The 8,312-nt window shown below is 36.4% G+C and carries 8 protein-coding genes; 5 read left to right on the forward strand and 3 right to left on the reverse strand.

All coding sequences use genetic code 11. The annotated features are described in order from the left end of the window. Positions 1–79: 79 nt before the first annotated feature. Positions 80–1,717 (forward strand): Wzy polymerase domain-containing protein, encoded by a 1,638-nt coding sequence (locus ACTJIX_RS06685; protein WP_440611312.1) that lies wholly within the window; start codon positions 80–82, stop codon positions 1,715–1,717. A gap of 55 nt (positions 1,718–1,772) precedes the next feature. Here ACTJIX_RS06685 and bfr read toward each other — a convergent pair whose 3' ends face one another. The 3 genes from bfr to ACTJIX_RS06700 all read right to left on the reverse strand — a co-directional run bounded on the left by bfr (position 1,773) and on the right by ACTJIX_RS06700 (position 3,277). After that, complete coding sequence (gene bfr / locus ACTJIX_RS06690) at positions 1,773–2,237, reverse strand: heteropolymeric bacterioferritin subunit Bfr (RefSeq protein ID WP_076754470.1); 465 nt, start codon at positions 2,235–2,237, stop codon at positions 1,773–1,775. Positions 2,238–2,478: 241 nt separating this feature from the next. Next, on the reverse strand, positions 2,479–2,673 hold the full coding sequence (locus ACTJIX_RS06695; protein WP_076754467.1) for a bacterioferritin-associated ferredoxin: 195 nt from the start codon (positions 2,671–2,673) through the stop codon (positions 2,479–2,481). Between the two features lie 220 nt (positions 2,674–2,893). Beyond that, positions 2,894–3,277 (reverse strand): RidA family protein, encoded by a 384-nt coding sequence (locus ACTJIX_RS06700; RefSeq protein WP_163169092.1) that lies wholly within the window; start codon positions 3,275–3,277, stop codon positions 2,894–2,896. A gap of 132 nt (positions 3,278–3,409) precedes the next feature. On the opposite strand from ACTJIX_RS06700, the gene ACTJIX_RS06705 reads away from it, so the two are divergent. Genes ACTJIX_RS06705 through ACTJIX_RS06720 form a run of 4 tightly spaced genes read left to right on the forward strand, consistent with a single transcriptional unit; the run spans position 3,410 to position 8,231 of the window. Continuing rightward, positions 3,410–4,456, forward strand: a complete 1,047-nt coding sequence (locus ACTJIX_RS06705) for an RNA-guided endonuclease InsQ/TnpB family protein (protein WP_440611313.1) — start codon at positions 3,410–3,412, stop codon at positions 4,454–4,456. Between the two features lie 55 nt (positions 4,457–4,511). Next, positions 4,512–5,603 (forward strand): tyrosine-type recombinase/integrase, encoded by a 1,092-nt coding sequence (locus ACTJIX_RS06710; protein WP_111861098.1) that lies wholly within the window; start codon positions 4,512–4,514, stop codon positions 5,601–5,603. Further along, a complete protein-coding gene (locus ACTJIX_RS06715) occupies positions 5,600–7,849 on the forward strand; it encodes a tyrosine-type recombinase/integrase (RefSeq protein ID WP_416664883.1) in 2,250 nt (749 codons plus the stop codon). The genes ACTJIX_RS06710 and ACTJIX_RS06715 overlap by 4 nt, the downstream gene beginning before the upstream one ends. A gap of 1 nt (position 7,850) precedes the next feature. Further along, positions 7,851–8,231, forward strand: a complete 381-nt coding sequence (locus ACTJIX_RS06720) for a DUF6262 family protein (protein WP_440611082.1) — start codon at positions 7,851–7,853, stop codon at positions 8,229–8,231. The last annotated feature ends 81 nt before the right edge of the window (positions 8,232–8,312 follow it).

Consider the following 8,312-nt stretch of genomic DNA (forward strand, 5'->3'; position numbering starts at 1 on the left):
TCTTCACTAACTAAGAACAAATTACAAAAAATCTGCTTTTTGTTTATCATGTGCAGAACTTCTACCGCCTGACATTTCCATGAAATTCACGCTTGCCCTGATTGCGGCAATTCTTATCTCCCTCGCTTGGCTCATGCCCATTCATTACCGCCCTTGGGTCACTTATACAGGCGAACTCTATGCCTTTTTTGCACTATTTGCGATTACTGCTATCTGTCTAAAAGAAAAACTCAAAATTCCAGCAATAAGTTTGCCATTGCTGTTACTGGCCTGTATTCCTCTTATTCAATTTCTTCTGGGACAGGTATTTTTCTTTAGTACTGCCATGATGGGCTTTATTTTTGTCTTTAGCTTTTGGCTCGCAAGTATATTAGGTTATAACCTTTCAACAGGAAATTATAATCGGGAAGAAACTTTTACCAACCTTAGCTATGTGTTTTTAGCTTCAGGAATGATTACAGGCTTAATTGCTCTATGTCAGTGGACAAATCTGGATTCAATACTGCCAGGCATGGTGAATATCAGTGGTACTCAACGTCCCTATGCCAATTTCGCCCAGCCAAACAATATGGCAACTTTCTTGGTCATGGCATTGATGAGCTGCCTGTATATCTATGAAAAGAAAAAAAACCAGACCAAATGGCTATTTGCCTGCGCTGTTGTGATTGTGATTGGTGTGGCTTTAAGTCAGTCACGGACCGCCTGGGTCGCTGCGATCGCGATCATGTTGTATCTGTCATTCTACCAATATAAAAGGATCATTCGCCTGAAATGGTATTACAGCACAGCATGGTTCATCTTTTTTATTTCTTGCATTGTCGCTTTTCCATTACTCAGTCAGCTGGCGACTCAGGTCATGGATGCCCAAGTGGTGCAAAGCCGTGATGTAGTATCTCGTGCCACGGGGGATATGTCACGACTCGCCATCTGGCAGCAAATGCTGGCCGCGATTCAGGCTCAACCATGGTTTGGTTATGGCTGGTATCAAACCAGTGTTGCTTTTGTCTCGATAACTGATACGGTTCAGGGTCCGGTCTGGATTCGTAGCGCACATAATTTTATTATCGATTTCCTGATCTGGAACGGGGCAGTGATTGGTGTGCCTTTCTTGGCTTATTTCGGCTACCTGGGCTATCAAATGCAGCGATGGGTGAAAACTCCGGAGTCGGTCGTTGGTATATTAATGATCGGTGCTTTTGTTACCCATGCCATGTTTGAGTTTCCACAGCATTATGCCTATTTCCTGTTACCCGTAGGTTTTATTATCGGTACAGTGCTGGCACAACGAGCTGATATGGTTAAGCAGCTTGTTATGCCATCGTGGCTGATAAAAGCCATCTTTGCAGTTGGTGTTATTTTAATTGCAGTCATTTACCAGGATTATGATACCGCTGTACCAAAACTAGGTCAGAGCATTCGCTATGAACAGCAGCCAGAAAAAATTACCAATGAAAAGCCGATCCTCTTGCTAACTGAATTTAATCATCGTATTAACTGGATCCGGGTAAATCCTTATACCAAGATGAATCAGGAGGAAATCCATCAACATGAAAAATTGGTGGTGAGTTATCCAACCAAATACAACTTATTAAAATACATTCGTTTATTGGCTTACAATGGTTATGTTGAGGAGGCTCATCATCAGCTCTGGCGTTTAAATACCATTCAAAAAATTCAACTGAACTATGATGAAGTCATTAAAGATATGCCGAAATAGTTTTAGCTCAATAAAAAAACCATCATCATGATGGCTTTTTTATGTCTTTAAGAAATCAAAGCTGGCTTTGAATATAGTTTTCAATACTCACACTTTGAATCAGATCAAGCTGAGTCGTTGTCCAGTCTAAATATTCTTCTTCTTTTTCCAGGATCTCTTGAACCAGATCACGAGTCACATAATCCATTTGAGTTTCTGCCAAAGCAACGGCTTGCTGGATGGTTTCAATATTCTCTTTGACTTTGCGTACGTCACATTGCAACACTTCTTGGGTGTGCTGACCAATATAAAGTTTGCCTAAATGTTGCAGGTTGGGCAGACCTTCTAAAAATAAAATTCGTTCAATAATTTTATCGGCATGTTTCATCTGCACGATCGATTCTTTGTATTCGGCAGAACCGAGCTTCTCAATACCCCAGTCATTAAACATGCGTGAGTGCAGAAAATACTGGTTAATTGCAGTCAGGTGGTGATACAACACCTGGTTCAGCTGATTAATTACATCACGATTGCCTTTCATTGTATCACTCCGTATAGCTTGATGACCCATTTGTATTTATGGGTTTTTATATCAGATTATCTTAAATCATATGGCTCGGCAATGGCGAGTAATTTATTGAACTGCAAATGAAAATCGCAATCAAATAGTATCAAATGAAATCTAAAACAATAAAAACCCGCCAGAGTCGAGGGCGGGGAGGAGTAATGATCAGAGATCATTGTTTTTATCATTATATTTATAGGGGTATTCAATATACTATTTAGGCTGCAATTGCCAGACGCGCCGCAATCTGGGAAACTTCATCACTGATGATCATACGAGCTTCAGGTGCACAGCGACCGCAACACGTGCCCAAGTCGAGCATTTCGCGTACTTCACGATAGCTTTCCGCCCCATTGGCCACAGCTTCTTTAATGTCTTGATCAGTAATGCCACGGCATAGACAAACGTACATGTCAGATAACCACAGTGATTAAATAAGATAAGTGATATTATTGATAATTATTATCGTTTGTCAATAAAAATCATTTGAAAATGCGTTCAAAATAATTGGGGATTTAGATAAAAAAATACCACCTGAGCGGAAATCCGAGTGCTGTTCGGATTTCTGCACAAGAACGATTTATAATTTAGAATTAAATATTGCAGGCTGGGGATTTAGTGATTTTTATAACTTATTGATTAATAATCACTACGCCATCCATTTCAACCAGTGCATCCTTAGGTAGGCTTGCTACACCCAGAGCTGCACGTGCAGGATAAGGCTGGGCAAAGTATTCACCCATAATCTGGTTAACCAGCTGGAAGTGAGAAAGGTCAGTCAGGTAAATATTGAGCTTGGCAATATCTGCCAGGGAGCCGCCAGCTGCTTCACAGACTGCTTTCAAGTTGTCAAATACACGACGAATCTGAGCCTCAATGCCTTCAACCAGTTCCATGCTGTATGGATCTAGACCAATTTGACCGGATAAGTAGAGTGTATTCCCGACTAAAATGGCTTGAGAGTAGGTGCCAATGGCAGCTGGGGCATTTTCAGTATGGATTACTTGGCGGAACATTAATTTCTCCTTTTATCAAATGGAGCGTAAAACTCTGTCCTGAAAGTCAGAGATATAAGCAATACGACATAAAATGTCGTTGAATTTTTTAAAAATCAATACATTTAATTTAACATGATCTAAAATAAGCTCATGAAAACACTTAAATTACGCATAAAAGACAAACATTGCAAGGTGCTAGACCAATTAGCAGCTGAGGTGAACTTTGTTTGGAATTATGTGAATGATTTGAGTTTCAATCACTTGCAAAGAACAGGTAGCTTTTTCTCAGCATTCGATATGGCTAAATACACAAAAGGAACTTCAAAATTGTGTGGTTTGCATAGTCAAACAGTGGATGCAATCAGGGAAGAATATGCTGGTAAAAGAAAACAGTTTAAAAAAGCAAAATTAAAATGGCGTGTGAGTAATAAGAAGTCAGCAAGACGTTCACTTGGTTGGATACCATTTAAGAAGTCGGGGATAAATTACGCTGATGGCTATGTGCAATACGGCAAACAGAAATTTAACCTATGGGATAGTTATGGTATAGGCAAATACAGCGTTAAAACAGGCTCATTCGTTGAGGATAGTCGTGGTCGCTGGTACGTGTGTCTTGTTGTGGAATCACCTAAACAAGATAAACCAACTTCTACTAAAGCAATTGGTATTGATCTTGGTCTAAAAGATATTGCTACTTGCTCAGATGGTACTGTGATTTCAAATCCAAAGTTCTATAGAAAGTATGAACAAAAACTAGGTATAGCTCAACGAGCAAAAAATAAGAAACGTGTTCGTGCATTACACGCTAAGATTGCAAATTGTCGTAAAGATCATTTGCACAAAGCAAGCACCATGCTTATTAAAAACAATGCACTTATTGTTGTAGGTGACTTAGGTGCCAAGAAACTTGTAAAAACTAAAATGGCGAAGTCTGTTTTAGATACAGGATTTTCAGCACTAAAAACGATGCTCAAGTATAAATGCGAGAACGCAGGAGTATTGTTTGAGGAAGTCAATGAAGCCTATACCACCCAAATGTGTTCGTACTGTGGTGAGATCACCGCAAGTAGTCCGAAAGGTAGAGCAGATTTGCGAATAAGAGAATGGAAGTGCGTGAACTGCGGTACAGCTCACGATAGTTATCTACTACATATAAATAATAATATACAAAGTAAACAAAGAATGATTTACTATTAATAATATACATTGTAGAATTTATATCTAAACATATATACATAGTAGATTCTACTTAATGAAAGTGCAGAAAATACGAATTAATAATCAAACAGAAGACTTTTGGATTGTCATTGGTGATGATCACTTAGCTATACCATCAATTGATCTTTATTTAAGGTATTTAAGTTCTGTTAGAAAATCTCCAAACACTATTCGTTCTTACGCTTATCATCTTAAAGAATTTTGGTTATTTCTATCTTTAAAGAACTATAGTTGGAATCAGATTGGTTTAATTGAGCTATCAGAGTTCATCAACTTTCTAAAACTAGGAACTATAGATGCAAGTAATATTATTCCTTTTTCTTCAAGTGTTTCTCTGCGTTCAGAAAAAACAATAAATACAATAATTACTGCGATTACAGCTTTCTATGATTATCACTCAAAACTAGATAGCACTCTTGTTTTAAATGATAAGAGATCAACTAAATCTAATAGTAAAAATTACAAACCGTTTCTACATCATATTAGTAAAGCAAGCTCCACAAAACATAGCATTCTTAAAATTAAAGAGCCTAAACGAATACCTAAAACATTAACATTTGAACAAGTGCAAAAAATCCTAGATTCATGTTCTAACCGCAGAGATAAGTTGATTGTAGCCCTACTCTATGAAACAGGTATGCGTATAGGCGAGTGTCTTGGTTTAAGGCATGAAGATATTAAAAGTTGGGATAGCGAGATTCATATAGTTCATCGTAATAACAATACAAATAACGCAAGAGCAAAAAGCCAAGAAACTAGGGTTATTGACGTTAGTGATGAACTCATAAGACGCTACACTGATTATGTAGTACATGATTTTGACGATATTGATTCTGATTATGTTTTTGTGAATATATGGGGCGAAAATAAAGGGCATCCGTTAAGTTACAGCACTATTTACACTAAATTCAGTCGCTTATCCAAAGCCCTAAAACTTCCATTCAGCCCTCATATTTTTAGACATACACATGCCACAGAGTTACTGAGAAGTGGTTGGGATGCTTCATACGTTCAAAAGCGTTTAGGGCATAAAGATATTCAAACCACGATTAATATTTACGCTCATTTGAATGATCAAGACCTAAAAGTGGCATTCCAAAACTTTCAAAAAGGTAAATTAAAATGAATACGAATTATGCTGAAAAAGTATTTACCGATAATGGGTCTACAACTAAATCTATAAACGTAAAACAGCAAGCAATAGAAGCCATTGATAGAATAATTAATGGGAATCCTATTGTTATTAGTAAGAAAGGAAAATTAATATTCAAAAATATTGCCAAAGAAGCGAGAGTTTCACCTACTGAGTTACATAGGGATTTTAGGGATGTGATGCTTTATGTCAGCTCATTAAAAGACTCAAAGAATGAAAGTATAACCATTCATGCTAGTCTTGTTAGAAAACGCTGTATGGAGGCAATAGAGCGTTTTAAAACAGGAGAAACAAGGAATGTTAATAAAAACGCTAAAGTAACTGTAGCATCTGTAGCTAAAGAAGCAGATGTTTCTGATTCGTACTTGTATGCATATTTCCCTGACATTCTTAACAAAATAAATGAGCTTCAAGGTGAATATGCTAGGTATGGTAATAAAGAAAAGCACGATAAGCTATTAAAAGCTTTAACCATATTGTTGTCTAAAAATGAGGTAATTACTGTAAAAAAAGTCTGTAGGGAAGCAGGGTTTTCTGAAACCTTTGACATGATGGTTAGGAAAAGTTATCCAGACGCTCATAATCAGATATTGATTGAAATTGAAAAGCAAAAAACTTCAAGGCACACCCAAGATCGCTTGATACTTTTGGAAGCCTTAGAAAGACTTAAAAATGGAAATCCAAAGAATACACCACCTATTCCTAATGGTGGATATATCAGTGTAAGAAAATTAATGAACGAATCAGGAATTGGTGAAGGTGTTATTAAAAAGAATCATCCTGATATTTATCAAGAGTGTCTGAAAAAAATTACTATAAAAACCGAAGATGTTTGGTTGGTTAAAAGTGATTTTGATGCTGTATCTAAAGGAGATACAGAAACACATAAACTGAACTTTAGCAACATTCACTTTGATTGGTTAATAAGTTCGGCTAAGGCATTTATTAAGGCTGTATTTTCAACTAGATCAAAAAGCACATTAAAGACAAATATTGATGCTATTACATTTTTCAGCAGAGCACTTTACTCTATAAACCCTGAATGCGAAGCGCATGAAGTTACTAGATCAGAAATGCAAAAAGTCTTTTTTGAATGGTCTAAATCTGAATTAAAATCTTCAACGATTAAAAGAAGATTAGCATCTTTAAGACAGTATTTTGAATGGTGTGAGGATACAAATTTTATTAAATTTGGGGCAACTAAACTAATTAGGGATACGGATTATCCAAGCCTGCCTAAATCAATACCAAAATTCATTCCCGAAAATGTAATGAGTCAATTAAATCAGCATATTGATAAATTAAATCCTGATGTGATGAGGTTTTTTCTTGTACTACAAGAGGTTGGGATGAGAATTAGTGAGTGCTGTAGTTTAATGTTTAATTGTATTTCTCCTGATGAAAATGGGGATTACTTTCTTAAATATTATCAATTTAAAATGAAAAAAGATCATATCGTTCCAATTTCAGCAGAGTTAGTTTCCGTAATCAGGGAACAACAAAAAGCTATGATTGCAGAGTTTGGTCAAGCTCCTGTTTTACTATTTACAACCCCCAAATTTCAGGAAAATGGCATTCCTTATCCAAGAGCAGGAAAAGCATGGAGCAAAGGAACTCTAATTAAAAATCTAAACGCACTTGCAGTTGAAAATAATATAAATGATGCGAGTGGAAAGGTTATTCGTTTTGGGTTTCATCAATTTAGGCACACCGTAGCAACTCGAATGATTAACAATGGAGTTCCGCAACATATTGTCCAAAAATATTTAGGTCATGAAACCCCTGTGATGACTAGCACCTATGCTCATATTTTAGATGAAACATTAAAAAAAGAGTTCAAGAAATTTAACAGCACAATGATTGATATAAACGGTAAAAAGTTTAATGATCAAGATATTATTAATGATTTAACAATGGGAACAGATGCAAATAATATTGATGCTCAATGGCTTAAAAAAAACATAGCAATGCAAACTTTACCAAATGGACTTTGCTCACTACCCGTTGTTCAGGGCGGTTGCCCACATGCTAATGCCTGTCTGACATGCTCAAACTTTAGAACAGATCACACCTTTTTACCTCAACACAAAGAGCAACTACAAAGAACCGAAGTGATTATTGAAACGTGTAAAAAGAACGGTTGGGTTCGCCAACTGGAAATGAATGAAAATATCAAAGAATCTTTAGTGAAAATTATTGCACCCTTAGAGAGTAATTAATATGAGCCATGATAGAAACACTCAAGGTTTAAAGGAAAATGCCTTAAAGAAGAAGAATGAAGCTATTAAGCGCACAGAGTTAGCAATAAAACAAATGCTAAAGGAAAAAGCCACTATTAATTTCAAAACTGTAGCAGAAAAAGCAAACGTATCGACAGCTTGGCTTTATAGAGAGGAATCTATTGCTAATCAAATTAAGAAGCATAGGGTTGAGAGTAAGAGTAAATGTGCAAATACAAGCACATTGAAAAACACTTCCGAATCATCAAAGGACGCATTGATTGCTGCTTTAAAAGCAAGGGTTAAGGAATTAGAAATTGATAATTTAGAGCAAAAAAAGACAATCGAGATGCTATATGGAAAGCTTCATGATTCTACATAGTAAGTATGTAAACAAAGTGGAATCCTTTGTTATGAAAGGATTCCAAGTGTTATTTGTATCTATGTGTTTAGATAGCGATAG

The organism is Acinetobacter sp. 22323 (assembly GCF_052044895.1).
In the GTDB taxonomy this organism is placed as follows: Bacteria; Pseudomonadota; Gammaproteobacteria; order Pseudomonadales; family Moraxellaceae; genus Acinetobacter; species Acinetobacter schindleri.